The following is a 26,112-nucleotide window of genomic DNA, read 5'->3' as shown; positions in this document are numbered from 1 at the left end:
CACTCGCCACATTCCACAAAGGAGAAAACAGAAATGAAGTCTCAGCTCCTCGCCCGTACCGCTGCCGTCGCCGCTCTCGGCCTGACCCTGGTCACCGGCGCCACGATCAACGCCACGCACGCGAACGCCTACGACAAGGACTGGACCAAGATTTCCTGCAAGGCGGTCAAGGTCCACAAACAGCCCAAGAAGACGTCCACAGTGGTCGGCATCGCCTACAAGGGCGACAAGATGCTCTACGACCAGTGGGCTTACAAGAAGAGCGAAAAGCAGTGGTACACACGCGGGAAGATCACACGCAAGAGCGACGGTGCCAAGATCTACGGATACGCCATCTGGAACTGTGCGAACCCGTACGGGACCAACCCGGCGCCGACCCCCCGCATTCCGAAGACGAAGTGAGTCGGGGCCCACTCCCCGCCATTTTCTGAAAGAGAGCTGACCCGATGAATCCCGCGCCTATCCCTCGCGAAAGGGGGCCTCCGATGTCCACTGACACCGAAAAGGCGCAGCGCTCAGGCCTTCATCAGGCTGAGCGTCTGCGCCTTCTCTCGTCCACCGAACGGGACCTAATCCGGCTCGCCAACGAACCCGGATTCCGTCGCTGGCTCGAACAAATCAAATCCATAGGCGGCTGCGCCCACCCGATCTACCTCGCCGGCCGCACCACAACCCGCGACGCCATCACAGGTGAGGTGCTGAGGCACTACGACACCAGCGAGGAACCCGGCGGACGCATGCCCCTGCGCTGCCGCAACCGCCGGGAGACACGCTGTGAGCCGTGCTCCCGACTCCACTCCGGCGACACCTTCCACCTGGTCCGCTCCGGTCTCCTCGGCGGCAAAGGCGTCTCTGAACGCGTCCAGCTCCACCCCCGGCTGTTCGTCACCCTCACGGCTCCGTCGTTCGGTGCAGTACACCGTGCAAGCGGCCCTGAGGGAGCCGTGTGCCGCCCTCGACGTGACGGCGGCTCCTGCGAACACGGACGGCCTCTCAGTTGCGGCCTGACGCACGCGGACACCGACCCTGCCATCGGCCAACCCCTGTGCCCGGACTGCTACGACTACGTAGGGCATGCCCTGTGGCACGCAAGTGCCGGCTCACTGTGGAACCGGTTCTGCCACACCCTCAGGCGACACCTGGCCACGGCGGCAGGCATCACACAGACACGCCTCCGCGAACACCTGACCCTGTCCTTCGCCAAGGTCGCTGAGTATCAGAAGCGCGGGGCCGTGCACTTCCATGCCGTCGTTCGCCTCGACGGACCGGACGGACCCTCCTCGCCTCCGCCGATCTGGGCCACGTCTGACATGCTGGCCGGCGCCGTCCGCTCCGCCGCAACTGCGGTAGAAGTGCACACTCCCTATTCCCCGGCAACCGGGGAACGCGTCATCCGCTGGGGCGAACAGCTCGACGTCCACCCCATCCGGTCCGAAGCTTTCGGGGGCTCAACAGCCGTCACCGACAACGCCGTTGCTGCCTACGTATCCAAATACGTTTCCAAGAGCGTCGGCGAATCCGGTGGCCTCGACTACCGGATAACCACCTACGACGGCATTGAACTAGCACCAGTCACGCCCCATTTCCGGGCACTGATGTCTGTCTGCTGGCGCCTGGGTGGCCTCCCCGAACTGAGCGACCTGAACCTACGGGCATGGACTCACACCCTCGGCTTTCGCGGACACGTACTCACCAAGTCTCGCCAATACTCAACAACTTACGGAGAATTGCGCGCCGCGCGAGTCGAACACCGCCAAGACAGTGACTCCACCCTCGACATTGAAACGGCGGTCACTGATTCAGCCTGGCGGTATGTCGGCTCCGGTCACTCTCAAGCGGAGTTCGAAATCGCCGCAGGTATCGCCGAAGATCTAGCTGCACTCCGAGAGATAAGGAGAGAGATTAGGCAAGAACGGAGGAGCGGCCATTAGCGAGATAATCGGAGACTTCTCCCCTGGATTTGAGCACGGACCCCACGCCCCTTTCTCTTCGGGTTGGCACGTCACCTCTAGCAATTGGGGCACTCTCCATAGAGTATCGAAAATCCTGGGAGGGTCGGCATCACAAGAATCCAATCAAAATCGATGGTCACTCGATACTGCGGATTCAAGGGTATCCATCATAATTGAGCCCACAGATCACGCCGAGATCGAATTTCGACTTCCAAGCGATAGCAATCTCGGAGTGTTTAGACTTGTCTGCAAGTCTCAAATTCTCACATCAACACTCCGCAATGAATACAGGACCCTACCCTCAGGGATCATCCATACGCTCGATTTGCTCGCCCTTCAAGTCGAGACAAGCAACGGATCAGCAATTACCTTCATGAGGCCACACATCAAAAGACTTAACCAATAAAAGAGCCCCTCCGAGATATCAACTCCGGAGGGGCTCTTTTCGTTGCCTATCCCGCAAGCTCGTAGACATTCCTTCCGGTTATCTTCACCCGATCCCTGGATCTCCCCGGGAACAATTTCACATGCACTTCAAATTCGTGCAGGATCTCTCGCCGCTCTGCATCATCCTTGGCCTTCCTCCATTTGTCGGCCACGGTTTCACCTGTAGGGACGAACGTCATCCGTCCCGGCGTCTCCTTGCGCTTCTTCAGGTCGGAAAGCTTCTCCCCCATGCGCTTGTACTCCTGGCGGTACCACTCCTGATCGTCCGGTGCGTCATACAGTCCCGCCTTTCGGTCTTCTCGCAGTCTTGCCCGACTGGCCTCAAGCTCGGATATCTGCGCCGCATAGTTGGTTCCTGGAATGAACTTCTTCTCCAGAACCTGACCTGATCCATACTCGGTCAGGAACCATTCGGCCACTATGCCATTCAGCGTCTCCGTCTTCATGTTCGGGGCGGGCTTGCACTTCTGAGAGCCTGGCAGTCCCATCACCCTGGCTTTACAGATATATTTTCCCTCACCGCCGATCTTGAGACGCTCCGAACAGTTGCCGCAATAGGCGACAGAGATAAGCATCTTGGTTCCCTGCGCTGCGCGCCCATAGAGAGCACCAGCCTTCTTTCCCTGCTTCGGCGTCGCCTTCTTTATCAAGGCGTCCCGAGTAGCTCGATCCCACAATGGCGGGGCAACTCGAACAGGCTCCCCGTCCTTACCCAGGAACGGCTTTCCGTTGTGCATGAGATAACCCAGAGCAGCCTCACTCCAGAGAATCCCCCTGAGCGTCATGTAGGTCCAGGGAGATCCCTTGGGCTCTCGACCAGACATAACCGCTAGAAGATCATGCGGGGTGAGAACTCCTTCCCTTGTGAGCCGGGAACACTCAGTTGAGATCGTGACGTTGCCTGTTGTGTCGGCAAGGATTCGGCGAGCGACGTTACGTATGTTCTTCGATGCCTCAGGGTGAAGGCAGATCTTGTCCACCTTCCCATTCGGCAGACGCGCGTACATGTAGCCATAGGTGAGCTTGTTACTTGGCTCTCCCGCGTTCCTCGCGCGCGCCGTCTCATCCTGAACGCGCCTCTTCGTAGACCTGTGTTCAAGCTGGGCCCCAAGGGCTTTGATGAGTAGCTCCGACTCCTGGTTCGGGTCGTTCAGGTCCCAGACGCCGGCATGGTCCGCCGTGACAAGGGTCTGTCCCTTCTCGTGGATCGTGTACGCCGTGTTGAGGACGTCTCGTACGTTACGGCCGATCCGGTCGACTGCGGCTCCTGCAATGCCGTCGTAAGGTCCGTTCTCGCCTCGAAGCCAGGGGCCCAACTTGGGCCGCTTAAACGGATCCGTTGCGCCGGACACTTCCCAGTCGTCGGCCCAACCAATGATGTGCGCCCCTACTTCAGCGGAAGCCTTGATGACCTGCTCGGCCTGCTTCTCCGGGCTGTGCGTGGTGTCGGACTTGCGTGACAGACGTCGGACACCCAACAGGCATTTACCGCACCCGTCATACTCGGTTACCTCTGCCTGGTGCATAACTCCCATGGTCCCGGAACCTCCATAAGGCGCGCACTACCTTTTCGGTTGGTTCCCGGTGCCGATCCACGGCCATCTGCGGTCCAACAGGGAGTCGTTCCTGTGGGGTTACGGCCACTATCTGATCTTCGCGTCGGCGGCCTCGATCGGCGCGGGCATCGAGGTGGCCGTCGAGGAAGCGGTCGGCAAGGCGCACATCTCCACGACGGCCGCGTCGGCGGCCGTGACCGTGCCGACCGCGCTGTACCTGCTGACCGTGTGGGCGCTGCACTCGCGGCACTTCAAGGTGGGCCTCGCCCAGCAGCTGGTGCTGCCGGTGACGGCGCTGCTGGTGGTCTGCTGCACGTTCCTGGGCGACTGGGCGGTGCCGGCGGCGGGCATCGTGTCGGCGCTGGCGGTGGCGGCCGGGACGGCCCTGACGGCGCGCACGGCCGGTCGCGAGCGCCCCGCGGAAGCCACCGCGGCCACTTCCTGACGGGTCCGGAGCCGCGCTGGGCTGGGCTGGGCCAGACTGGCCGTCATGACAGTTGACGCATTGACGGACGTGGCCGGGCTGCGGGTGGGACATGCCACCTGTACCGGCGGCGGCCGGCTCACCGGCACCACGGTCGTCCTCGCTCCCGAGGGCGGCGCGGTCGCCGCCGTGGATGTGCGCGGTGGCGGTCCGGGGACGAAGGAGACCGACGCGCTCGATCCGCGCAACGTGGTGCAGCGGGTGGAGGCGGTCGTGCTGACCGGTGGCAGCGCGTACGGGCTCGACGCGGCGTCCGGGGTGATGGCCTGGCTGGAGGAGCAGGGGCGCGGGGTGCGGGTGGGGGCGGATCCGGCGCATGTGGTGCCGGTGGTGCCCGCCGCCTGCGTCTTCGACCTGGGGCGGGGCGGGGACTTCCGGGCCCGGCCGGACGCGGCGACGGGGCGGGCGGCGGTGGAGGCGGCCGCGGCGAGCGAGCCGGGCGCCCCGGTGCCGGAGGGGTGCGTCGGTGCCGGTACGGGCGCCGTGGCCGGGGCGGTGAAGGGCGGGGTGGGCAGCGCGAGCACCGTGCTGGACTCGGGGATCACGGTCGCCGCCCTGGTCGTGGCCAACGCCGCCGGCGCGGTGCTGGATCCCGAAACGGGCGTGCTGTACGGGGAGTTGTTCCAGGGGCGCGTGGAGTATCCCGAGGGGCGGGTGCACGAGGCCGCGCGCCGGCGGCTCGCCGAGAGCGCCGCCAGGAACGGGCTGCCGCCGCTCAACACCACGCTTGCGGTGGTCGCGACCGATGCCGAACTGTCCAAGGCGCAGGCGCAGAAGCTCGCCGGGACTGCTCACGACGGAATCGCGCGGGCCGTGCGGCCGGTGCACCTGCTGCACGACGGGGACACCGTGTTCGCGCTGGCGACGGGGGCCCGCCCGCTCGACGCGAGTCCGTTCGCGTTCAACGAGATCCTCGCGGCCGGCGCGGATCTGGTGACCCGCGCGATCGTGCGGGCCGTGCGGGCCGCCGAGCCGGTCGACGGACCTGGCGGGGTGTGGCCCTCGTACGAGGAGCTGTACGGGGCGCGCTGACGGCGGTGCGGGCAGCGGGGGCGGCGAGGGCGGCCGGGCGTTCTTCGCGGCCGACCGGAACCTTGCGCGTTCCTGTCGATTGTCCTGGTTCTGTCACGTGATGGCGTTCGCGGGCGCCGGAGGGAACCCCGAGGGGGGCCTCCGGCCTCTTTCTCCACGCACTGGAGCGGATCACGCACATCACAAGAACTCACACGAACCTGGAGCAGCCCGTGACATCGCCGGACATTGCAGCGCGGCGCGCACTGGGGGCCTGTGCCGCCCTGATGGTCGGCGCCCTCACCCTCACCGCCTGCGGCGGCAACGCCAACGCCGACGACAAGACCGGCGGCGCCAAGGGCGGGCAGGACAGCGCCGCCAGGACGTCGACCGCGAAGATAGTGATCTCGGCGAAGGACGGTTCGACCGGCGCGTCCATCAACACGACCGGCGTGCAGGTCAGCGGCGGGAAGCTGACCGGCGTCAAGATGACCGTGGCGGGGTCGGGGCAGGCCGTGGCCGGCACCCTCTCGGCGGACGCCAGCGTGTGGAAGCCGAAGGAACAGCTGGAGCGGGGCACGAAGTACGAGATATCGGCGACCGCGAAGGACTCCAAGGGGCTCACGGCGGCGGCCAACTCCATCTTCACCACCGTCAACTCGGCCAACAGCTACATCGGCACGTACACACCGGACAACGGGACGACGGTCGGCGTGGGGATGCCGGTGTCGTTCAACTTCGACAAGGTCATCACGGACAAGAAGGCCGTGCAGTCCCACATCACGGTCACGTCCAGCAGCGGCCAGCAGGTGGTGGGGCACTGGTTCGGGGCGCAGCGGCTGGACTTCCGGCCGCAGGACTACTGGAAGGCCGGCTCCGAGGTCACGATGAAGATCGACCTGGACGGGGTCGAGGGCGCGAACGGCGTCTACGGGGTGCAGAAGAAGACGGTGACCTTCACCGTCGGACGTTCGCAGGTCTCCACGGTGGACGCGAACACGCAGACCATGACGGTGGTGCGGGACGGCAAGGTCCTCAAGTCGGTGCCGGTGTCGACGGGCAGCCCTGAGCACACGACGTACAACGGGCAGATGGTGATCTCCGAGAAGTTCGTCCAGACCCGGATGAACAGCCAGACGGTCGGCCTGGGCGGGGAGTACGACATCCCGGACGTGCCGCACGCCATGCGACTGACGACGTCGGGGACGTTCATCCACGGCAACTACTGGTACAACAAGTCCAACCCGCCCTTCGGGCAGCAGGGCACCAGCCACGGCTGTGTGGGGCTCGCGGACGTGCAGGGCGCGCAGGGCGACACGACGGCCAAGTGGTTCTACGACAACTCGCTCGTCGGGGACGTCGTGATCGTGAAGAACTCCCCCGACAAGACCGTGCAGCCGGACAACGGGCTCAACGGGTGGAACCTGTCGTGGAGCGACTGGACCGCCGGAAGCGCCGTCTGACCGGCACCTTTTGACGGATCGTCGGGCCGCGCGGGAACTTTTCGCGCGGCCCGCGAGTTTTCCCGGCGTACGTTTTCTCGGTTCCCGGACATGATGTCCGACCGAGGGGCTACGGTATGCACCCACAAGGTGACATGCAGCAACGCCGGGAGAAACCTTGAGCGTTCCGTACGAGACGGCAGCGTACGAACCAGCCGAGTCGCCCGAGTCTCCGGAGGAGCACCTCGCGCGGCTCCTCGGCCGTGCCCTGAACTCCTTCGAGCTGCCCGACGAGGCCATAAGGCAGCTCGACTGCGCGCTGGCGCACGACAGTTCGCTGCACTCCGCGCACCACAGCGCGGGGCTGCACCGCGAGACGTACCGGCACACCTGGCTGCTGGCCGACGGTTCGGCGGTCACGCTGTGGGAGCTCGTGCACAACACGGTGCCGGGCAGCGACCCGCAGCACGAGGTGTACGTCGACGAGGAGGAGCTGCGGGCCGCGACCGCGCGGCTGCCGCTGCCGCCGGACACCCCGGACTTCGAGCTGCCGGTGCTGGTGACGCTGGCGCCGGTCCCGGAGCCCCGGCACGTCTACGTGCCGGACGACTCGGCGGACCACGCGCGCCGGCTGCTGCGCCGCGCGGAGAACCCCGACCGGCCGGGCGCGGAGACGGCCCGGATGCTGACGGCGGCGTTCGCGCACCAGATCACCCAGGCGTTCGGGCGGCCGGCACGGGTGGGGCGGTCGGGACTGGGTTTCTCGCTCTACGAGCACGCGTTCCTGCTGCGGGACGGCCGGGAGCTGTCCCTGTGGGAGGTCGAGCACACGGCGACGCCGGACGGCCGGCACATGTGCGAGGTGTACCCGTCGGAGCACGCGGCCAGGGACGCGATGGAGCGGCGGGCGGCGCGCTAGGGCCGGCTGCAGGGCCCGCGGTGCGCCGTCCTCAGTGACCGCGGCGGCCCGAGCGGCCGCCGAGTCTGCGGACCAGGCCGGCGAAGGCGTCCTGTTCGGCGGGGGTCAGTTCGACGGTCTCGCGTGACGGAGCGGGTTTCAGCTGGTGCGGGAAGGCGGGGAGGGCGGCGCGTGCCGCGTGCCAGGCGAGGGCCTCGCGGCGGTTGCGGCGCAGCAGGCGCGTCACGACGACCGCCCAGGCGACGGTCGCCAGGGTGAGCGCGGCCATGCCGATCAGCTGGAGGGTCGAGACGTGCGCGGGCATAGGCCCCAGTACACACCACGGTCCGGGACTTTGGTCCCGGACCGTGACGTATCTCGCAGGTGCCGTGAACAACTCACAGCGAATCAAAGGGACAAGAGGGGCGTCGGGGCTCAGGCCGCGACCGGCTGCTTGGCCTCCTTCGCGGTGGCGGCCGGGCCGGCGGCGGAGCCGTTCGCGGGGGTCTGCGGGGCCGGCTTGCGCAGGCCCTTCAGGAGGACGACCAGGGCCGTGGTGACACAGACACCGGCGGCGATGGCGATCAGGTAGAGGAACGGGTTGCCGATCAGCGGGACCACGAAGATGCCGCCGTGCGGGGCGCGCAGGGTGGCGCCGAAGGCCATCGACAGGGCGCCGGTGATGGCACCGCCGACCATCGAGGACGGGATGACGCGCAGCGGGTCGGCGGCCGCGAACGGGATCGCGCCCTCGGAGATGAAGGAGGCGCCCAGCACCCAGGCGGCCTTGCCGTTCTCGCGCTCGGTCTCGGTGAAGAGCTTGCCGCGCACGGTGGTGGCCAGGGCCATCGCCAGCGGCGGGACCATGCCGGCCGCCATGACCGCCGCCATGATCTTCATCGCGGAGTCACTGGGGTTGGAGACCGCGATACCGGCGGTGGCGAAGGTGTACGCGACCTTGTTGACGGGGCCGCCGAGGTCGAAGCACATCATCAGGCCGAGCAGGGCGCCGAGCAGGACGGCGTTGGAGCCGGAGAGGCCGTTCAGCCAGTCGGTCATGCCCTTCTGGGCGGAGGCGATGGGCTTGCCGATCACGACGAACATCAGGAACCCGACGATCGCCGAGGAGATCAGCGGGATCACCACGACCGGCATGATGCCGCGCACCGCCGCGGGGATCTTGACCTTCTGGATCGCCATCACCACGCCACCGGCGATCAGACCGGCGGCCAGACCGCCGAGGAAGCCGGCGTTGATGGTGGAGGCGATCATGCCGCCGACGAAACCGGGGACCAGGCCCGGCCGGTCGGCCATGCCGTAGGCGATGTAGCCGGCCAGGACGGGGACGAGGAAGCCGAAGGAGACGACACCGATCTGGAAGAGCAGCGCGGCCCAGCTGTCGCCCTGGGTCCACACGAAGTGGTCCATGACCGACGGCGCCTTGTTGATCGTGTAGCCGCCGATCGCGAAGCCGAGGGCGATCAGCAGACCGCCGGCCGCGACGAACGGGACCATGTAGCTCACGCCGGACATCAGCCACTTGCGCAGCTTGGTGCCGTAGCCCTCGCCCGCCTCCCCGGCGCGTTCGACCGGCGTGGAGGGCGCGGAGCCGGAGGTGACCTCACCGCGGGCCGCCTTCGCCCGGACCTCGCCGATCAGTTCGGCGGGGCGGTTGATGCCCGCCTTCACGCCGACGTCGACGGTGGGCTTGCCGGCGAAGCGGTCCTTTTCACGGACGGGCACGTCGTGGGCGAAGATCACGCCGTCCGCCGCCGCGATGACGTCCGGGTCGAGCCGGGTGAAGCCGGCCGAGCCCTGCGTCTCGACGACGAGCTCGACGCCCGCCTCACGGCCCGCGTTCTCCAGGGACTCGGCCGCCATGTAGGTGTGGGCGATGCCGGTGGGGCAGGAGGTGACGGCGACGATACGGAAGGGACGCTCACCCGCGTCCGAAGCCGTGCCCGTACCGCTACCCGTGCTCGTACCCGTGCTCGTGCTGACCGCTGCGGTGCCGGCGGAGGCCGCCGCCGGCGCCGCAGCGGTGTTCTGGGCGGCGCCCGCCGCCTCCGTGCCCGGCGCGGGCGCGGGCGTCTCGTCGCCGCGGATCAGGGCCGCCGCGGTCGCCGCGTCGCCCACCGACCGCAGCGCGTCCGTGAACTCGCTGTTCATCAGCTGGCGGGCCAGCGAGGAGAGGATCGTGAGGTGGGCGTCGTCGGCGCCCGCGGGGGCCGCGATCAGGAAGATCAGGTCTGCGGGTCCGTCGGCGGCGCCGAAGTCGATGCCGGCGGCGCTGCGCCCGAAGGCGAGCGTCGGCTCGGTGACGTGGGCGCTGCGGCAGTGCGGGATGCCGATGCCGCCGTCGAGGCCGGTGGGCATCTGGGCCTCGCGGGCGGCCACGTCGGCGAGGAAGCCCTGCAGGTCGGTCACCCGGCCCAGGCTCACCATGCGCTCGGCGAGGGCGCGCGCCGCCGCTTCTTTGGAGTCGGCGGACAGGTCGAGATCGACCAGGTCCGCGGTGATCATGTCGCTCATCGCGGGCTCCTATGCACGCGTATCGCCCGGGGTGTGGGGTGGGCGGGTTCTTCGGGGACGGGGGTGCCGTGGGGGGCGGGGTGGGAGGCGGGGCCGGGGAAGCCCCGCCTCCCGGGCACGGCGGGGCGGCTCAGGGTGCCCCGACGGCCCGTCGGCGCGGCGAGTAACGAGACGCCTCGCCGCTCCTGGGCCGGTTGTCGGCGGGCGGCGCCGGGGAGGAGCGCGGCCCGGTGAGCGGTCGTACGAACGTTCATGACACCGGCTCCGTCAGTTCGCGGTCGACGGGGACGCGGTCGGTGACGGTCACCGCGGACGGGTCCAGGTCGGCCGGGGTGGGCATCACGCTGCCGGGCAGCTGGACGGCGGCGGCGCCGTGGGCGACGGCGGAGGCGAGGGCCTTCGGGCCGCTGCCGCCGGCGATGAGGAAACCGGCGAGGGAGGAGTCACCGGCGCCGACGTTGCTGCGGACGGTGTCCACGCGGGCGCTCGCGAACCAGGCGCCCGAGTCGTCCACGAGCAGCTGGCCGTCGGCGCCCAGGCTGGCGAGGACGGCGTGGGCGCCCATGCCGCGCAGCTCCTCGGCCGCCTTGAGCGCGTCGCCCACGGTCGTCAGGGGGCGCCCGACGGCCTCCGCGAGCTCCTCGGCGTTCGGCTTCACCACGTCGGGCTGCTCGCGCAGCGCTTCGAGCAGCGCGCGCCCCGAGGTGTCCAGCGCGATGCGCGCGCCCCCGGCGTGCGCCCGGGCGACGACCTCGGCGTACCAGGAGGGTGCGAGCCCGCGCGGCAGGCTGCCGCAGCAGGCGATCCAGTCGGCGTCGCGCGACTGCTCGCGCACGGTCTCCAGGAGGAGTTCCTGCTCCTCCGCCGAGAGTTCCGGGCCCGGTGCGTTGATCTTGGTGAGCACCCCGTCGGACTCCGCGAGCGCGATGTTGGAACGGGTGGCTCCGGCGACCGGGACCGGCGCGACCTCGATGCCCTGCGCGTCGAGCAGGTCGGCGACGAGCGCGCCCGGCGCTCCGCCCAGGGGCAGGACGGCGACGGTACGACGGCCGGCGGCCGCCACGGCACGCGAGACGTTGACACCCTTGCCGCCGGGGTCCATGCGCTCGCCGGAGGCGCGGATGACCTCGCCGCGCTCCAGGGCGGGGACCTCGTAGGTCCGGTCGAGGGAGGGGTTGGGGGTGACGGTGAGGATCATGCCCGTACCGAACGTGGCGCTCGCGGTGCTCGTCGCGCTCGTCGTGCTCGTCGCGCTCGTGTTGCTCATGCTCGTACTACTTCCGTGCCGCCGCGCTCGATGGCGGCGGCGTCCTCGGGGCTCAGCCCGCTGTCGGTGATCAGCAGGTCCACGTCGCCCATGTCGCCGAAGCGGGCGAAGTGCTCCTGGCCGTGCTTGGCGGAGTCGGCGAGCAGGACCACCCGGCGGGCCGCGGCGACGGCCGCCCGTTTGACCGCGGCCTCGGCGAGGTCGGGGGTGGTCAGGCCCTGGTCGGCGGAGAAGCCGTTGGCGGCGACGAAGAGGACGTCGGCCCGGATCTCGCTGTACGCGCGCAGCGCCCAGGCGTCCACGGCGGCGCGGGTACGGTGCCGTACGCGCCCCCCGACCAGGTGGAGCTGGATGCCCGGGTGGTCGGCGAGGCGGGCCGCGATGGGCAGGCTGTGGGTGACGACGGTGAGGGACGCCTCCAGCGGGATGGCCGCGGCGAGGCGGGCGACCGTGGAACCGGCGTCGAGGATCAGGGTGCCCTCGGTCGGCAGTTCCGGGACGGCGGCCTTGGCGATGCGGTCCTTCTCGTCGGCCGAGGTGGACTCGCGTTCGGCGAGGTCCGGTTCGAAGTCGAGGCGCCCGGCCGGGATCGCGCCGCCGTGCACCCGACGGACGAGGCCGGCCCGGTCGAGGGCCTTCAGGTCGCGGCGGATCGTCTCCTGCGTGACCTGGAACTCCTCGGCGAGCGACACGACGTCCACCCGGCCGCCGTCACGGGCGAGCCGGAGGATCTCCTGCTGCCGCTCCGGTGCGTACATGCCCCTGTGCCTCCGCTCCAAGATACGTCCGGCTGATGTCCGGTTCCTGTCCGACCCATGTCCGACTGCGTCTGACTGATGCCCGAACTTGTGGTTTCGCGAGGAGGCTACGCCGGGATTTCCGGAAAGTAAACAGGTTCGGGCCACAAACGGACATGATCGGGCTTTCGGCCTGTTCGGGGCACCTCCGCGGTGCCCGTGCGGCCCATGCGGAAGGGCCCGGCGCCTTCCGGCGCCGGGCCCTTCGACCGCTGACGGTCAGTGGACGAGTGCGGGCTCCTCCTCCGGCACGGACAGCGGTGCCTCCGCGCCGCCCGCCTCCGCGCCGCCCGCCTCCAGGTGCTGCGCCGGGCGCTTCGGCAGGGCCGACATCAGGAGGAAGATCACGGCCATCACCGCGGCCACCCAGAGCAGGGCGTGCTGGAAGCCGTTCACGAAGGCCGGGCCGATCCGGGACGCGGTCGTCCGGTCGTCGACGACACCGTAGAAGACCACCGAGACCAGGCCGAGGCCGAGCGCGTTGCCCATCTGCTGCACGGTGTTGATCAGACCGGAGGCGGAACCGGCGTGCTCGCGCGGCACCTCCGAGAGCACCGCGTCCGTCAGCGGGGCGACGATCAGGCCCATGCCCGCACCCATCACGACCAGCGGCAGGGCCATCTGCCAGGAGGCGATGGCGAGGCCGTAGCGGTCCGACTCCCAGATGTAGATCAGGACGCCGAGGCCCATCAGCAGGGCACCGGCCTGGAGCACCTTGCGGCCGAAGCGCGGGACCAGCTTCTGCACGGACATACCGGCCGCGACGGAGACGGAGATCGAGAACGGCACCCCGGTCAGGCCGGCGTGCAGCGGGGTCCAGCCGAGGCCGACCTGCATGTACAGCGTCCAGACCAGGAAGAAGATGCCGAGCGCCACGCCGAAGACGGTCTGCACGGCGATACCGGCGGCGAAGCTCTTCACGGCGAAGAGGGAGGGCTCGATGAGGGGTGAGCCGTCGCGGGCGGCCTTGCGGCGTTCGTAGGCGACGAGTACGGCGAGGACGACGAGGGAGCCGGCCATCGACGCGTACCCCCACAGCGGCCAGCCCAGCTCGCGGCCGCGGGTCAGCGGGTAGAGCAGCATCAGCAGGCCGAGGGTGACCAGGGTGACGCCGACGAGGTCGAGCCGCAGCGCGTGCGGGGCCTTGGATTCGCTGATGTAACGGCGGCCGAGGAGGAGGGCGGCGATGCCGACCGGGAGGTTGATCAGGAAGATCGGGCGCCATTCGAGGCCGAGGAGGTTCCACTCGGTGAGGAGGGCGCCGAGCAGCGGGCCGGAGACCGCGCCCAGGCCGACGATCGCGCCGAACATGCCGAAGACCTTGCCGCGTTCGTGCGCCGGGAAGGTGGCGTGCACGATCGAAAGGACCTGCGGGACCATCATCGCGGCCATGCCGCCCTGCAGGATGCGGGAGGCGACCAGCATCTCCGGGTTGGCTGCGAAGCCGCACAGGGCCGAGGCGAGGGTGAAGCCCGCGACACCGATCAGGAACAGTCGCTTGCGACCGTGAATATCACCGAGGCGGCCGCCGGTGATCAGGCCGGCGGCGAATGCCAGGGCGTAGCCGGCGGTTATCCACTGGATCTGACTGAAGGAGGCGCCGGCGTCCCGCTGGATGGAGGGGATGGCGATGTTGACGATCGTTACGTCGACCAGGTCCATGAAGGCCGCGGTCATGACGATGGCCAGGGCCAGCCATCGGGTTCGGTCGGGCGGGGAGGCGGGGAGCGGCGTGGGGGTGGAGGTGGTGTGCCGGGTGGCGGTGGTCCGTGGCTGGTCGCGCAGTTCCCCGCGCCCCTGAGGGGCGCTCATCTCGCTGGAGGTCATAGGGCTAACCTAAGGAAGCATTAGGCCAGATCCTGTCCTAGAGGTACGGCATCCTCGGACGCATGACGACAGACACTCCGGCTCGGCTGCTTCAGCTTCTGTCTCTTCTTCAGACGCCCCGCGAATGGCCCGGTGGTGAGCTCGCCGACCGGCTCCAGGTGTCCCGGCGTACCGTGCGGCGCGATATCGACCGGCTGCGGGAGCTGGGGTATCCCGTGGAGGCCAGCAAGGGCTCCGACGGGGGGTACCGGCTGGTCGCCGGGAAGGCGATGCCGCCGCTGCTGCTCGACGACGAGGAGGCCGTCGCCATCGCGGTCGGGCTGCGGGCCGGGGCGGGGCATGCCCTGGCGGGGGTGGACGAGGCGTCGGTGCGGGCGCTGGCGAAGCTGGAGCAGGTGCTGCCGGCCCGGCTGCGGCACCGGGTGACCACCTTGCAGGCCGCGACCACGCCGCTGGCCAGTGGGGACGGGGCGAGTATCGCGCCCGAGACGCTGACCGTGATGGCGTCGGCGGTCGCGGGGCGGGAGCGGTTGCGATTCGCGTACCGGGCGGCGGACGGGAGCGAGACGCGGCGTCAGGCGGAGCCGTACCGGCTGGTGTCGACGGGGCGGCGGTGGTACCTCGTGGCGTACGACCTCGATCGCGACGACTGGCGGACGTTCCGGGTCGACCGGGTGAGCGAGCCGTTCGCCACCGGGGCGCGGTTCGCTCCGCGGGAGATGCCGACGGGGAGTGCGGCGGAGTACCTGCGGCGGTCCATCCAACGGCAGCAGGAGACATACGCGTTCGCTGTCGCGTTCGCCGGGACGGCGGCGGAGGTGGGGGCTCGGCTGCCGGGGTGGTTGGGGACGCCGGTGGAGGAGGAAGGGGAAGGGGAGGGGGGAGGGGGTGGAGGCGGGTGGTGTGTCGTCCGGGGGGAGACCGGGGATCCGGTGGAGTGGCTGGCGGTGCGGCTGGTGATGGTGGGGCGTGAGTTCGTGGTGCGGGAGCCTGCGGAACTGGTGGCGTGCGTGCGGGAGTTGGGGGGCCGGTTGAGCCGGGCCGGGGGTGGGTGAGGGGTGCGGGTGAGTGGGGGCTGGGGGGGCGGGACGCTTACCGGCGCTGGCCGGGTGCCTCCCCCAGCCTTCGGCCGGGGGGACCCCCAGCGCCCACCCGTGCCGCCCTGCGGCACGCCTGCCCGCAGCTATGTAGCTGACGCGACTGCAGCGCCCCGTCAGGGGCGCGGGGAACTGCGCGCTCAGCCCCCACCGGCCCGCAGCCGAGCGACCGGCCACCGCCGAGTGGCTACGGGCTCGGGAGCTCCCACGCGAACCCCCGCAGCGCCGCCAGGTTCTGCAGGGCCAAGGCCGCCGGGCCTTCCGGACCCGTGGGGGTGGCCGTGCCCGCCGCCCAGGACTCGACGGCCACGCGCACCGCCGCGCCGGCCACCGCCGCCGTGAAGCGGAGATGGGCAGGTGGGGCAACGTTGTCGATGGTGGTGGCCGTACGCTCCGCGAGGATCGAGGTCAGGAGGCGGTCGGAGGACTGGCAGACCTCCGCCCACACCTTGCGCAGGGCCGGGCTCGTGTCGGCCAGGTGGATCAGGGTGCGGACCCATTCCCAGGAGGCGGCGGAGACCCCTTCGCCGGGCGTCAGTGTGTGGCGGACGGCGTGTTCCAGGGCCTCGGGGACGGAGAGCGCCGCGGGGGCCGCCCGTACCGCCTCCGCCCAGCGCCGGGCGCCCGCCGCGTAGAGCGGGGCGACCGCCTCTTCCTTCGTGGCGAAGTAGCGGTAGAACGTGCGGGGGGCGATGCCCGCGGCCTGCGCGATGTCCTCGGCGCGTGTGGCCCGCAGGCCATGCCGTACGAAGAGGCCCGCGGCGGCCCGGGCTATCTCCATGCGGGTCTCCGCCTTGCGCCGTTCCATGAGGGAGAGGGGGGCGGGGTCCTGCGCGGGGGTGTTGCCGGTGGTGCTGGGGGTGCTCACCTCGGCAGGTTATGCCTCTGTGGCAGAATCTGCCATCCGGTGGTTCACCCCGTGGTTCAGGTACGGGGTGAACCACCGTCTCAGCATGCCCGGGGGCGCGGGAGCCCGGCAAACGCGGCCCGCCCCCGCCGTTCCCCGTGGAGAGCGGGAAGAGCGTGGCCGGCGCCGAGGGCGCGGACGGCGTGGCCGGCGCCGAGGGCGTGGAAAGAGTGGAGCCGGACTCCGGCGCCCGGGGGGGGATGGGCGCCGGAGTCCGGCTCTGGGAGAGTCCCGGCGCCGGGGGGATGGTGCGTCGGGACGTGGCTTGTCGACGGGGCGTCAGGGGTGAGGTGCGGTAAGAGGGTTGAGGGCGGCGGTGCGACCGTGGACCTCGACTCCCCGGCCCTGGATGGTTGTTCCCTACACGTGGAGCCTTGAAGCGGCGGTACCGCGCCATGTTTGCGCCGTCTTTCGCCACCCGGCGCACGCACCCGGCGCGAGCGGGGTCTCGCGCGCGTCTGTCACGCGAGCCCCACTCGTGCGAACCCCGTGCCCCCTCACACCCCGCAACCCCCTTACGCCGCCGGCTCGAACCCGGTGGAGCGGGCCAGCTTCTTCAGCTCGAGCAGCGCGTGCTTCTCGATCTGGCGGATGCGCTCACGGGTCAGTCCGTGCTCCTTGCCGACCTCGGTCAGTGTGCGCTCGCGGCCGTCCTCGATGCCGTACCGCATCTTGATGATGGAGGCCGTGCGCTGGTCCAGGCGGCCGATCAGGTCGTCGAGTTCCTCGCTGCGCAGGAGGGTCAGGACGGACTGCTCGGGGCTGACCGCCGAGGTGTCCTCCAGCAGGTCGCCGAACTGGGTGTCGCCGTCGTCGTCCACCGCCATGTTCAGCGAGACCGGGTCACGGGCCCAGTCCAGGACGTCGATGACACGCTCGGGCGTGGAGCCGAGCTCGGCGGCGATCTCGGCGGGCTCCGGTTCGCGGCCGTTCTCCCGGTTGAACTCGCGCTGGACGCGACGGATCCGGCCGAGCTCCTCCACCAGGTGGACGGGGAGCCGGATGGTCCGGGACTGGTCGGCGATGGAGCGGGTGATCGCCTGGCGGATCCACCAGGTGGCGTACGTGGAGAACTTGAAGCCCTTGCGGTAGTCGAACTTCTCGACGGCGCGCACCAGACCCGCGTTGCCCTCCTGGATCAGGTCGAGGAGGGGCAGACCGCTGCGCGGGTAGCGTCGGGCGACGGCCACGACCAGGCGGAGGTTGGAGCGGATGAAGACGTCCTTCGCCCACTCACCGGCGGCGACGAGCGCCTCCAGCTCCTCGCGGGTGGCGTCCGACGCGGACTCCTCCTCGCCGTCGAGGACCTGTCGCGCGAACACACCCGCCTCCACGGCCTGGGACAGCTCGACTTCCTTGGCGGCGTCGAGCAGCGGCGTGCGTGCGATCTCGTCGAGGTACATGCCGACCAGATCGCGGTCGGCGATCTCGCCGCCATGGCTGCGAACGCCACGGGCGCGAACACTGGTTGCCGCGTCGGCCGTCTCGCCGGAGGCGGCGGACTGACGACGGGCGACGGCACGGGTTGCCATGCGTGCTCCCTTGCGATGGTGGGCGGGCGGGGTGGTCCTGTCGGTTCTTCTCGGTCCTTCAGCGAATGCTCGGCGCTCGGCTGGCAGTGCTCCGGAACTCCACATCTGGAACTCCTGGGACTCTCGCCGAGTGCCCGGCATCCGAAGGAAACAACGACTGGAATCCGGACAGAATTCCCATGCCGCCCCCCGATTTTTCTGATCATGCAGTACCCTGTGCGACCACGTGAGGAGGCGCGGTGCCGTCGGAACGTACAGAGGTGCAGGTCAGGCCGGGAGTCGAGGGGGACCTCGAAGCTCTCACGGAGATCTACAATCACTACGTTCGTGAGACGTCCATCACATTCGACACGGTGGCCTTCACACCGGAAGAGCGTCGTCCGTGGCTGCTCTCCCACCCGGAAGACGGCCCGTACCGCCTGATGGTTGCCACGTCAGCGGACTCACAGCAGATTCTCGGGTACGCCACATCCAGCCCCTACCGAGCAAAACCGGCCTACGCGACCTCCGTGGAGACCACGGTCTACGTCGCCCCCGACGCCGGCCGGCGCGGGGTCGGCACGCTCCTCTACAAGGCCCTCTTCGAGGCGCTCGCCGGCGAGGACCTGCACCGCGCCTACGCGGGCATCGCGCAGCCGAACGAGGCGTCCACCCGGCTGCACGAGCGCTTCGGCTTCCGGCACGTCGGCACGTACCACGAGGTGGGCCGCAAGTTCGGCCGCTACTGGGACGTGGCCTGGTACGAGCGCCCGCTGTAGGCGACCCACCGGCCCACCAACCCCGCCCGCCCTGTCGGCCCCGTCGGCCCCGTCGGCTCCGTCGGCTCCGTCGGCTCCGTCAGCCGAACTGCACCGACCGCTTCGCCATCCCCATCCAGAACCCGTCGATCACCGAGTGCTGCGCGTCCAGTTCGCCGCCCGCCTCGGCCGCGCCCATGGTGACGAAGAGCGGGGCGAAGTGCTCGGTGCGCGGGTGGGCGTAGCGGCCGGCCGGGGCCTTGTCGAGGAAGTCGAGCAGGGCGTCCCAGTCCCGGTTCTCCAGCGCCCGGTGCCCCCAGTCGTCGAACTCGGAGGACCAGGACGGCACACCGTTGCCCACATGGCGCAGGGCGGCCAGGTTGTGGGTGAAGAAGCCGGAGCCGACGATCAGCACGCCCTCGTCGCGCAGCGGGGCGAGGCGGCGGCCGATCTCCATCAGGCGGACCGGGTCGAGGGTGGGCATGGAGATCTGCAGGACAGGGATGTCCGCGGCCGGGAACATCTCCACCAGGGGCACGTAGGCGCCGTGGTCGAGGCCGCGGTCCGGGATGTCCTGCACGGGGGTGCCGGGGGCGCGCAGCAGCTTGCGCACGGACTCGGCCAGCTCGGGCGCGCCGGGGGCCGCGTATCGCACCTGGTAGTAGTGCTCCGGGAAGCCCCAGAAGTCGTAGACGAGGGGGACGGTCTGGACGGCACCGAGGGCGAGGGGGGCCTCCTCCCAGTGGGCGGAGACCATCAGGATCGCCTTGGGACGGGGGAGGTCCGCGCTCCAGGCGGCGAGTTCGCCGGGCCAGACCGGGTCGTCGGCGAGCGGCGGCGCGCCGTGGCTCAGATAGAGGGCGGGCATGCGCTCCTGTGCGGCGGCGGACATCGCGGTGGCTCCCTCCGGGTACCGGACCCTCCCGGCCCCCATGTTCCAGCTCTCCGTGGAGCTGACTGTTTCAGCACGACTGTTTCAGCACGACTGTTTTAACTCTCAAGCTTTTCGTTCCACCACCCTACGCCCCACTTGTTTAATCTTCAAGGAGAGGCCTCGTACAGTGGGATACATGAATACGGCATCCGCTTCCGCACCCGCGCAGAGCCGCTGGCTCACCGACGACGAACAGCGCGTCTGGCGCGCGTATCTGCACGCCACGACCCTGCTGGAGGACCATCTGGACCGTCAGCTCCAGCGCGACGCGGGGATGCCGCACATCTACTACGGCCTGCTCGTCGGGCTCGCCGAAGCACCCGGGCGGCGGCTGCGGATGACCGAGCTGGCCATGAACGCGAAGATCACCCGGTCCCGGCTCTCGCACGCCGTCGCCCGCCTGGAGAAGAACGGCTGGGTACGGCGGGAGGACTGCCCCTCCGACAAGCGGGGCCAGTTCGCCGTCCTGACCGACCAGGGCGCCGAGGTGCTGCGGCAGACCGCACCGGGCCATGTGGCCGCCGTACGGCAGGCGTTGTTCGAACGGCTCAGCCCGGAACAGCAGCAGGCCCTCGGCGAGATCATGCAGATCGTCGCCGAGGGCCTGCAGCCCAACGAAGCGGGCGCGGACCTGCCCTGGCTCCGCTGAGGAGCGCAGGAACAGGTCCGCGTTGCGGGTACCCGGGTGGTCGCTCAGAGGCTCAGTGGGCGACCACCGGGATCGCCACCTCGTCCTCCGCGCCCTCGCCGGAGGCCACCGTCGTGGTGTCCGGCTTGCCGGCGTTGACCAGGGTCACCACGATGACCGCGGCCAGCACCAGCATGCCGACGGCGACCCAGATCGCGTTGGCGTAGCCGTGCACCGCGCCCTCCATCTGGACCAGCTGCTGCTGCGACTTGGAGGTCGCGGTCGCGATGTGGTCCTTGATGTACGAGGTCGTCGCGGACGCGGCGATCGTGTTCAGCAGGGCCGTACCGATGGCGCCGCCCACCTGCTGCGAGGTGTTGACCATCGCGGAGGCGACACCGGCGTCCCGGGGCTCGACGCCGAGCGTGGCCAGGGACATGGCCGGCATGAACGCCGTACCCATGCCGAGACCGAGCAGCAGCATCGCCGGCAGGATCGTCGAGGCGTACGACGAGCCGATCTCCATCTGGGTCATGACCAGCATGCCGGCCGCGGCCACCAGGAAGCCGGGACCCATCAGGGCCCGGGCCGGAACCCGGGTCATCAGCCGGGTGCCGATCTGGGTCGAGCCGACCATCATGCCCGCGATCATCGGCAGGAAGGCGAAGCCGGTCTTGATCGGGGAGAAGCCCTTGATGACCTGGAGGTAGTAGGTCAGGAAGAGGAACGTGCCGAACATCGCGATGATCGCGACGCCGAGGGAGAGGTAGATACCGCCGCGGTTGCGGTCGAGGACCACGCGCAGCGGCAGCAGCGGGGCCTTGACGCGCATCTCGGTGACGACGAACGCGATCAGCAGCACCGCGGAGGCGACGAACAGGCCCACGGTGGTGGCGTCGCCCCAGCCGTCGGACTCGGCGCGGGTGAAGCCGTACACCAGCGAGACCAGGCCCAGGGTGGACAGGAGCACGCCGGGGATGTCGAGCGGGTTGCGGTTGCGGCCGCCCTCCGGCTCACGGATGACGAAGTACGCGCCGAGCGCGGCGACGACGGCGAACGGGATGTTCACGAAGAACGTCCAGCGCCAGTCCAGGTACTCGGTGAGCACGCCGCCGAGGATGAAGCCGACGGCGCCGCCGCCACCGGCGATCGCGCCGTAGATGCCGAACGCCTTGGCGCGCTCCTTGGCGTCCGTGAACATCACGGCGAGCAGGGAGAGCGCGGCCGGGGCGAGCATGGCGCCGAAGACGCCCTGCAGGGCACGGGCGCCGAACATCATCGCGCCGCTGGTCGCCGCACCGCCGAGGGCGGAGGCGGCGGCGAAGCCGGTCAGGCCTATGACGAAGGCCCGCTTGCGGCCCCACAGGTCGGCGATCCGGCCGCCGAAGAGGAGGAGACCGCCGAAGGCGAGGGCGTAGGCCGTGACGACCCACTGCCGGTTGCCGTCGGAGATGCCCAGGTCGGTCTGGGCGGAGGGCAGCGCGATGTTCACGATGGTGGCGTCGAGGACGACCATCAGCTGGGCGAGCGCGATGAAGACGAGCGCTTTCCAGCGGTTGGCATCACCGGACTGTGCCGGTGCGCCGGGAGCCTTGGCGGCTGTTTCTGACATGGGGGTACCCACTTCGTGACTTCGTGACGGAAAAAGTGATGCGTGCGGTACGGAAGTGATGCGTGCGATACGGAAAGGGATGCTTGAGGTGAGAGACCGGCGTACGGTCCCGAACTGATCGGCGATGCGCGGCTGGGTCGCGGCTGGGTCGGCTGAGGCAGTTGGGTCAGGCCTGGCGCAGGTCCTCCATGGTCACGGCCGTGCCCGGCAGGACGGAGCGGGCCGGGGCCCGCAGCCCGTCCAGGAACAGCTGCAGATGACGGTGGACGAAGCGGTCGCCGACCAGGCAGTCGGTGCCGAACGGGGGCCTGCTGAGCTGGGCCACGGCGATCATCACATCGCCGACGCCCACGTCCGAACGGAGCTGTCCGGCCGCCTTGGCACGGTCCATGAGCTGCTCGATGAGCTGCTCGATGCGCTCGCGCGCCGCTTCCAGGTCGGGGTGGTTCTGGTCGAAGGTGCTGGAGACCATCGGGCACAGCGCGCTGACCCGCTCGTCGGCGGAGATGTGCACGAAGCGCTCCAGCGCCTCGAAGGCGTCCCCGGACTCCGCGAGCGCCAGCTCGGCCGCCTCCGACGTCCGGTCCATCACGGAGCAGACGACCTCACGGACGAGCGCGTCGCGGTCGGGGAAGTTGCGGTACACCGTGGCGTTGCCGACGCCGGCCCGGCGGGCGATGTCGTCGAGCGGCACGTCGGGGCCGTACTCGGTGAACATCTCCCGGGCGGCGGTGACGATCCGCTCCCGGTTGCGCAGGGCGTCGGCGCGGGGCCGGGGTGCCTTGCGCAGGGTGGGGACGGCGGTCGCGGTCTGCACGGCGCACTCCTGGTCTTGGGTTTCCGCGATCCGGGGAGGCGTTCCCCGTTTCGCGCGGACACAGGTCTAAACGGGGAAGGGCTCCCCGGTTATTTCCGCCCCCTCCCCGAATTTCATGTGACCTGAGTCACTCCGCTGCGGGCGCCCCGGAACGTGTCCGTCCGGACCGGGGAGTCCCACGATCGGCCCCTCCAGCGCGCGCCCAACGCCCCCTCGACACAGGGTGATCGAAAGGGTGCAGCCGGAGACCGGCGGCTGCCGTGGAGCGAAAGGTCCATGCATGCAGCCGCAGCCCAGCCGCCGCACACCCGCGCGCCTCACCCGTCTCACCCGTCTCACCCGCCTCAGGAGCCGCCGTACCGCACCGCGCCGCCGTACCCCGTCGGCCCGCCGGACGGCACCGGTTCGCCGGACGGCGCCGGTCCGCGCGATACGGCCGGGCCGCCGCATACGCCACCGCCGTGCGGTCTGCCTCGCCGCCGTGGCCGCGCTGATCCTCGCGGTCGGCACCTCGGCGGGCACCGGGCACCTCACGGCGGCCCCCGCACCGGCCGGCGCCGGACCGATCGCGCTGGCCCGCTCCTCCGTCTACGGCCCCTGCATGATCAGCGGCGGCCACGACATCCAGATGACCGAGGGCGTCCCCACCCCCGGCGGCTACTCCCGTTCCACCGGCACCGTGCACGCCCTCACCCTGATGGTCGACTTCCCCGACGCGCCCGGCCAGGGCAAGGCCCTCGACCGGTACCACGAGTTCTTCCCGCAGACCCAGGACTGGTTCCGCGCCGCCTCCTACGGCAAGCTCGACTACCGGCCGGCCGCCCCGATCGACCACTGGCTGCGGATGCCGAAGCCGTTCAGCGCGTACGGCATAGAGCGCGGCGCGCCCTTCGACCCCGGCTACCGGCAGCTGGTCCAGGACATCGTGGCCGCCGCCGACCCGGACGTGGACTTCCGGTCGTACGACCTCCTGAACGTGCTGGTCACCCCGAACGCCGGTCCCTCCGCCCTGGACACCGTGCTGTCGGTGACCTTCGCCGGCAACGGGGACGCCCCGGTCGCCGACGGCACGCCGGTCGCCAACGCCTCCTTCGTCTACTCCCGCCAGGACGACGGCTCCGGCTCCTACGCCCGCACCGGCTACCGCGTCCTCCCCCACGAGAACGGCCATGTCTTCGGCCTGCCCGACCTCTACACCCAGGAGGGCGGGGGCGCGGTCGGGCACTGGGACATCATGAGCGAGGACTGGGGCGCCGACAACGACCTCCTCGGCTGGCACAAGTGGAAGCTGGGCTGGCTGGACCCCGACCAGGTCAGCTGCGCGGCGGGCCGCGGCAGCACCGCGTACACACTGACCCCGCTCTCCCGGGCCGGCGGGCCCAAGCTCGTCTTCGTCCCCGTCGACGCCCGCACCGGCTACGCCCTGGAGGTGCGCGCCAAGGGCGGCAACGACGAGGAGATCTGCCGGCCCGGCGTCCTCGTCTACAAGGTCGACGCGAACGTCGACACCGGCCGCGGACCGATCAAGGTGTACGACGCCCACGGCGACAGCGGCGGCTGCACCCGCAGCCCCAACGTCCAGGCGGAGCTCTCCGACGCCCCGTTCGGCCCGGGCGAGAGCTTCAAGGATCCCCGGCACGGGATCGAGGTGCTGGTGGAGGGGGTGGACGGGGAGGGGAACTACCGGGTGCGGGTGACGCGGGGGTAAGCGGCTCCGGGCGGGCTGCCGGACCCGGCGCCGGCCAGGTGGGCCACGGTTTACGGTAGGGCGTGCGCCGCCGAGATCGCTGAGACCGCCGAGATCGCTGAGACCGCCGAGACCGCGCACACCGTCGTACCCGAGCCGGAGAGTCGATGACCGCCCCCCTGTCCTCCTCCCCCGCGGCGCACCAGCCGCCGGCCGAGGCGGTGACGCCGCTGATCCGGGGCGTGGCGGTGCTGGAGGCGCTGACCGAGGCGGGCGGGACGCTGAGCGCGAGCGCGCTGGAACGGCGTACCGGCCTCGCGCGTTCCACGGTGGACCGGATCACCGCGACGCTCTCCCGCATGGGTTACGTCCGCCCGGACGGCCGGGACGCGGTGCTCACCCCCGGGGTCATGGAGCTGGGCAACGCCTACCTGGCCGCGCTCCGCCTGCCCGCCCTCCTCGACACGCACGCCGACGCCCTCGCCGACGAACTGGACGAGTCGGTCTCCCTCGCGGTCGCCGACCGGGACGGCATCCGGTTCATCCACCAGGCGACCCGGCGCCGCGCGATGTCCGTCAGCTTCCGCATCGGCGACCTGCTGCCGGCCGAACGCACCGCCCCCGGCCCGCTGTTCGCGGCCGAGTGGACGGAGCGGGAGTGGGCGGCCTGGCGGGCGAGGCGCGCGGCGGACCCGACGGACGCGGGCTTCCCGGCCGTACCGCCCCGGAGTCCGGCCGCCGCCGACGACTTCGAGGCGCGGACCGCGCAGGCCCGGCGCAGCGGCTGGGCCCTGGACGACCAGCTGGTCGAACCCGGCCTGGTCGCGGTGTCCGTCCCGGTGCGCGACCCGGGCACCGGACGGGTCGCGTGCGTGGCGAGCGTCGTCAGCCACACCAGCCGGCACACGGCGGCGGACCTGCGCGCGGCCCTGCTCCCCCGGCTGCGTACGGCGGTGTCGGCGATGGAGGCGGAGCTGCGCGCGGCCGGGGCCCGGCCCGCGGAGCCGGGGCCGCCCCCCGCCGGCCTCGCCGTGTGGACCACGGCCTCCAAGCACGAACTCGGCCGCGACTTCGTGGAGTCGCTGGCCCGGGGCCTGACGGTGCTGACGGCCTTCGGCGAGGGCCGCTCGGCGCTGACCCTGACGGACGTGGCGAAGGCGACGGGCCTGGCCCGGGCGACGGCCCGGCGGGCCCTGATCACGTACGAGCACCTGGGCCTGGTGACCGCGGACGGCCGCGAGTTCACCCTCACCCCCCGGGTGCTGTCCCTGGGCTACCCCCCGCTGTCCCGCACCACCCTCGCCCGCCTCGCGGCCCCCCGGCTGCGCGCCCTCGCGGACCGGCTCGACGAGCCGACGGCGCTGGCGGTTCTGGTGCCGAGCGTCCCGGAGACCGGTCCGGCGGAGATCCAGTACGTCGCGGTGGCGGCCGCGAGCCGGGTCCTGACGGTGGACATCACGGTGGGCACCCGCCTGCCGGCGAGCCGTACCGCGCTCGGCCGGGCGCTGCTCGGGCTCGCCGAACCGGGCGGGTACGCCCTGGCGGACGAGGAGCTGGAGTCGGGCCTGCGCTCGATCGCGGTACCGGTCCGGGACCGGGCGGGCCGCCCGGTCGCCGCCCTGAACGTGGCCACCCACGCGGCCCGCCGCACCCTGGCGGAATGCGTGAGCGAGGTGCTGCCCGCCCTGCACGCCACGGCGGCCCGGGTCCAGGACGACCTCCACATCGCGTCCCGCTTCACCCACGTCCCGCTGTCCTGACGCCTCACGCCTCACGCCTCGCACCTCACGCCTCGCACCTCACGCCCGGGGACTTCACCGCCGCCTTCTCACCGCTGGCTTCTCGGCGCGGAGGCGTGAGCGGGCTCTCACGGGCCGGTCCGGCCTGCGCCCCATGAAATTTACCCGCCGATGTGCAATTATCCTCCCGGAGCTCCTGGCCCGTGAGG

General features: G+C 70.4%; 21 protein-coding genes and 1 pseudogene. 11 read left to right on the top strand and 11 right to left on the bottom strand.

The window, feature by feature from the left end:
• The first annotated feature begins 33 nt into the window (after nt 1–33).
• Nucleotides 34–402, top strand: coding sequence for a hypothetical protein (locus ACFWPQ_RS22275; RefSeq protein WP_384037286.1), 369 nt, complete (start codon nt 34–36; stop codon nt 400–402).
• An 83-nt stretch (nt 403–485) separates the two neighbouring features.
• The gene (locus ACFWPQ_RS22270; protein WP_384037283.1) at nt 486–1,931 is read left to right on the top strand and encodes a replication initiator; all 1,446 of its coding nucleotides are present in this window, start codon (nt 486–488) and stop codon (nt 1,929–1,931) included.
• A 473-nt stretch (nt 1,932–2,404) separates the two neighbouring features.
• Here ACFWPQ_RS22270 and ACFWPQ_RS22265 read toward each other — a convergent pair whose 3' ends face one another.
• On the bottom strand, nt 2,405–3,925 hold the full coding sequence (locus ACFWPQ_RS22265; protein ID WP_384037280.1) for a recombinase family protein: 1,521 nt from the start codon (nt 3,923–3,925) through the stop codon (nt 2,405–2,407).
• A 49-nt stretch (nt 3,926–3,974) separates the two neighbouring features.
• Here ACFWPQ_RS22265 and ACFWPQ_RS22260 point away from each other — a divergent pair.
• The 4 genes and pseudogenes from ACFWPQ_RS22260 to ACFWPQ_RS22245 form a co-directional block, all read left to right on the top strand.
• Nucleotides 3,975–4,400, top strand: a pseudogene (locus ACFWPQ_RS22260) (low temperature requirement protein A); the annotation flags it as partial.
• Nucleotides 4,401–4,445: 45 nt separating this feature from the next.
• Complete coding sequence (locus ACFWPQ_RS22255; protein WP_384037277.1) at nt 4,446–5,471, top strand: P1 family peptidase; 1,026 nt, start codon at nt 4,446–4,448, stop codon at nt 5,469–5,471.
• A 212-nt stretch (nt 5,472–5,683) separates the two neighbouring features.
• Entirely contained in the window at nt 5,684–6,913 is a 1,230-nt protein-coding gene (locus ACFWPQ_RS22250; RefSeq protein WP_384037274.1) for an Ig-like domain-containing protein, read from the top strand.
• A 157-nt stretch (nt 6,914–7,070) separates the two neighbouring features.
• The gene (locus ACFWPQ_RS22245; protein ID WP_384037271.1) at nt 7,071–7,811 is read left to right on the top strand and encodes a DUF6227 family protein; all 741 of its coding nucleotides are present in this window, start codon (nt 7,071–7,073) and stop codon (nt 7,809–7,811) included.
• 31 nt (nt 7,812–7,842) lie between these two features.
• Here the strand turns inward: ACFWPQ_RS22245 and ACFWPQ_RS22240 are convergent, their stop codons facing one another.
• From ACFWPQ_RS22240 to ACFWPQ_RS22220, 5 genes are all read right to left on the bottom strand, one after another.
• Nucleotides 7,843–8,115 carry a hypothetical protein gene (locus ACFWPQ_RS22240; RefSeq protein ID WP_384037268.1) on the bottom strand — a complete coding sequence of 91 codons (273 nt, stop codon included), beginning with the start codon at nt 8,113–8,115 and terminating at the stop codon, nt 7,843–7,845.
• A 110-nt stretch (nt 8,116–8,225) separates the two neighbouring features.
• Nucleotides 8,226–10,322, bottom strand: coding sequence for a fructose-specific PTS transporter subunit EIIC (locus ACFWPQ_RS22235; protein WP_384037265.1), 2,097 nt, complete (start codon nt 10,320–10,322; stop codon nt 8,226–8,228).
• A 250-nt stretch (nt 10,323–10,572) separates the two neighbouring features.
• Nucleotides 10,573–11,520 (bottom strand): 1-phosphofructokinase, encoded by a 948-nt coding sequence (gene pfkB, locus ACFWPQ_RS22230; RefSeq protein ID WP_361287380.1) that lies wholly within the window; start codon nt 11,518–11,520, stop codon nt 10,573–10,575.
• 65 nt (nt 11,521–11,585) lie between these two features.
• The gene (locus ACFWPQ_RS22225; RefSeq protein WP_361287296.1) at nt 11,586–12,347 is read right to left on the bottom strand and encodes a DeoR/GlpR family DNA-binding transcription regulator; all 762 of its coding nucleotides are present in this window, start codon (nt 12,345–12,347) and stop codon (nt 11,586–11,588) included.
• A 258-nt stretch (nt 12,348–12,605) separates the two neighbouring features.
• The gene (locus ACFWPQ_RS22220) at nt 12,606–14,213 is read right to left on the bottom strand and encodes an MFS transporter (protein ID WP_384037262.1); all 1,608 of its coding nucleotides are present in this window, start codon (nt 14,211–14,213) and stop codon (nt 12,606–12,608) included.
• Nucleotides 14,214–14,275: 62 nt separating this feature from the next.
• Between ACFWPQ_RS22220 and ACFWPQ_RS22215 the strand changes: the two genes are divergently transcribed.
• Entirely contained in the window at nt 14,276–15,268 is a 993-nt protein-coding gene (locus ACFWPQ_RS22215) for a helix-turn-helix transcriptional regulator (RefSeq protein WP_384037259.1), read from the top strand.
• A gap of 229 nt (nt 15,269–15,497) precedes the next feature.
• Here the strand turns inward: ACFWPQ_RS22215 and ACFWPQ_RS22210 are convergent, their stop codons facing one another.
• Together ACFWPQ_RS22210 and ACFWPQ_RS22205 are read right to left on the bottom strand one after the other, a co-directional pair.
• A complete protein-coding gene (locus tag ACFWPQ_RS22210) occupies nt 15,498–16,091 on the bottom strand; it encodes a TetR/AcrR family transcriptional regulator (RefSeq protein ID WP_384037436.1) in 594 nt (197 codons plus the stop codon).
• 641 nt (nt 16,092–16,732) lie between these two features.
• Complete coding sequence (locus tag ACFWPQ_RS22205) at nt 16,733–17,749, bottom strand: RNA polymerase sigma factor RpoD/SigA (protein ID WP_384037256.1); 1,017 nt, start codon at nt 17,747–17,749, stop codon at nt 16,733–16,735.
• Nucleotides 17,750–17,988: 239 nt separating this feature from the next.
• Here ACFWPQ_RS22205 and ACFWPQ_RS22200 point away from each other — a divergent pair, with 239 nt between their 5' ends.
• Nucleotides 17,989–18,507: a GNAT family N-acetyltransferase gene (locus tag ACFWPQ_RS22200; RefSeq protein WP_384037253.1), complete on the top strand. Its 519-nt coding sequence runs from the start codon at nt 17,989–17,991 to the stop codon at nt 18,505–18,507.
• Between the two features lie 79 nt (nt 18,508–18,586).
• Here ACFWPQ_RS22200 and ACFWPQ_RS22195 read toward each other — a convergent pair whose 3' ends face one another.
• Nucleotides 18,587–19,378, bottom strand: coding sequence for a class III extradiol ring-cleavage dioxygenase (locus ACFWPQ_RS22195; RefSeq protein WP_361287308.1), 792 nt, complete (start codon nt 19,376–19,378; stop codon nt 18,587–18,589).
• Nucleotides 19,379–19,556: 178 nt separating this feature from the next.
• On the opposite strand from ACFWPQ_RS22195, the gene ACFWPQ_RS22190 reads away from it, so the two are divergent.
• Nucleotides 19,557–20,069, top strand: a complete 513-nt coding sequence (locus ACFWPQ_RS22190) for a MarR family winged helix-turn-helix transcriptional regulator (protein WP_384037249.1) — start codon at nt 19,557–19,559, stop codon at nt 20,067–20,069.
• Between the two features lie 52 nt (nt 20,070–20,121).
• Here the strand turns inward: ACFWPQ_RS22190 and ACFWPQ_RS22185 are convergent, their stop codons facing one another.
• Both ACFWPQ_RS22185 and ACFWPQ_RS22180 read right to left on the bottom strand, forming a co-directional pair.
• Complete coding sequence (locus ACFWPQ_RS22185; protein ID WP_384037246.1) at nt 20,122–21,660, bottom strand: MFS transporter; 1,539 nt, start codon at nt 21,658–21,660, stop codon at nt 20,122–20,124.
• A gap of 166 nt (nt 21,661–21,826) precedes the next feature.
• Entirely contained in the window at nt 21,827–22,477 is a 651-nt protein-coding gene (locus ACFWPQ_RS22180) for a TetR/AcrR family transcriptional regulator (RefSeq protein ID WP_384037243.1), read from the bottom strand.
• Between the two features lie 280 nt (nt 22,478–22,757).
• On the opposite strand from ACFWPQ_RS22180, the gene ACFWPQ_RS22175 reads away from it, so the two are divergent.
• On the top strand, nt 22,758–24,185 hold the full coding sequence (locus tag ACFWPQ_RS22175) for a M6 family metalloprotease domain-containing protein (protein WP_384037241.1): 1,428 nt from the start codon (nt 22,758–22,760) through the stop codon (nt 24,183–24,185).
• A 146-nt stretch (nt 24,186–24,331) separates the two neighbouring features.
• On the top strand, nt 24,332–25,924 hold the full coding sequence (locus ACFWPQ_RS22170) for an IclR family transcriptional regulator C-terminal domain-containing protein (protein WP_384037238.1): 1,593 nt from the start codon (nt 24,332–24,334) through the stop codon (nt 25,922–25,924).
• Nucleotides 25,925–26,112 lie beyond the last annotated feature (188 nt).

The organism is Streptomyces sp. NPDC058464 (assembly GCF_042721035.1).
In the GTDB taxonomy this organism is placed as follows: Bacteria; Actinomycetota; Actinomycetes; order Streptomycetales; family Streptomycetaceae; genus Streptomyces.
This window is presented reverse-complemented; position numbering and strand designations above follow the sequence as displayed.

What these genes read in the sequence shown, in the direction of transcription:
- ACFWPQ_RS22255 (WP_384037277.1), top strand. Translation starts at nt 4,446, where the DNA reads ATGACAGTTGACGCATTGACGGACGTGGCCGGGCTGCGGGTGGGACAT.
- ACFWPQ_RS22265 (WP_384037280.1), bottom strand. Translation starts at nt 3,925, where the DNA reads ATGCACCAGGCAGAGGTAACCGAGTATGACGGGTGCGGTAAATGCCTG.
- ACFWPQ_RS22185 (WP_384037246.1), bottom strand. Translation starts at nt 21,660, where the DNA reads ATGTCAGAAACAGCCGCCAAGGCTCCCGGCGCACCGGCACAGTCCGGT.
- ACFWPQ_RS22210 (WP_384037436.1), bottom strand. Translation starts at nt 16,091, where the DNA reads ATGGAGATAGCCCGGGCCGCCGCGGGCCTCTTCGTACGGCATGGCCTG.
- ACFWPQ_RS22240 (WP_384037268.1), bottom strand. Translation starts at nt 8,115, where the DNA reads ATGCCCGCGCACGTCTCGACCCTCCAGCTGATCGGCATGGCCGCGCTC.
- ACFWPQ_RS22235 (WP_384037265.1), bottom strand. Translation starts at nt 10,322, where the DNA reads ATGAGCGACATGATCACCGCGGACCTGGTCGATCTCGACCTGTCCGCC.
- ACFWPQ_RS22225 (WP_361287296.1), bottom strand. Translation starts at nt 12,347, where the DNA reads ATGTACGCACCGGAGCGGCAGCAGGAGATCCTCCGGCTCGCCCGTGAC.
- pfkB (WP_361287380.1), bottom strand. Translation starts at nt 11,520, where the DNA reads ATGATCCTCACCGTCACCCCCAACCCCTCCCTCGACCGGACCTACGAG.
- ACFWPQ_RS22270 (WP_384037283.1), top strand. Translation starts at nt 486, where the DNA reads ATGTCCACTGACACCGAAAAGGCGCAGCGCTCAGGCCTTCATCAGGCT.
- ACFWPQ_RS22205 (WP_384037256.1), bottom strand. Translation starts at nt 17,749, where the DNA reads ATGGCAACCCGTGCCGTCGCCCGTCGTCAGTCCGCCGCCTCCGGCGAG.
- ACFWPQ_RS22175 (WP_384037241.1), top strand. Translation starts at nt 22,758, where the DNA reads ATGCAGCCGCAGCCCAGCCGCCGCACACCCGCGCGCCTCACCCGTCTC.
- ACFWPQ_RS22170 (WP_384037238.1), top strand. Translation starts at nt 24,332, where the DNA reads ATGACCGCCCCCCTGTCCTCCTCCCCCGCGGCGCACCAGCCGCCGGCC.
- ACFWPQ_RS22190 (WP_384037249.1), top strand. Translation starts at nt 19,557, where the DNA reads ATGAATACGGCATCCGCTTCCGCACCCGCGCAGAGCCGCTGGCTCACC.
- ACFWPQ_RS22215 (WP_384037259.1), top strand. Translation starts at nt 14,276, where the DNA reads ATGACGACAGACACTCCGGCTCGGCTGCTTCAGCTTCTGTCTCTTCTT.
- ACFWPQ_RS22220 (WP_384037262.1), bottom strand. Translation starts at nt 14,213, where the DNA reads ATGACCTCCAGCGAGATGAGCGCCCCTCAGGGGCGCGGGGAACTGCGC.
- ACFWPQ_RS22275 (WP_384037286.1), top strand. Translation starts at nt 34, where the DNA reads ATGAAGTCTCAGCTCCTCGCCCGTACCGCTGCCGTCGCCGCTCTCGGC.
- ACFWPQ_RS22195 (WP_361287308.1), bottom strand. Translation starts at nt 19,378, where the DNA reads ATGTCCGCCGCCGCACAGGAGCGCATGCCCGCCCTCTATCTGAGCCAC.